Below are 349 nucleotides of genomic sequence, written 5' to 3' on the forward strand. Positions count from 1 at the left end.
TACACATCAGGCCAAGTCGGTGTTGATCCAACTACCGGTGAAATCAAGTGGTTCTATCAACATACACCTAACGATGCCTGGGATTTCTCGGGTAATAACGAAATCGTTCTCTTTGACTACAAGGACAAGAAAGGCAAGAAACATAAAGCCGGCGCTCACGCTGACCGCAATGGTTTCTTCTATGTGACCGACCGTGCTAACGGTAAACTTCTCAATGCATTCCCATTCGTAGACGGTATTACTTGGGCTAAAGGTATTGATCTGGATACCGGTCGCCCCATTGAAGTCGATGGCCAACGTCCTGCACGTCTCAAGGATGGTGAAACTCGATCCCCAGCAGTTGAGGTTT

General features: G+C 47.9%; 1 pseudogene. It reads left to right on the forward strand.

Annotated features, from left to right (window positions below):
* A pseudogene (locus tag A3754_RS27330) lies at nt 1–349 on the forward strand (PQQ-dependent dehydrogenase, methanol/ethanol family); the annotation flags it as partial.

This window comes from Alcanivorax sp. HI0083 (assembly GCF_001635175.1).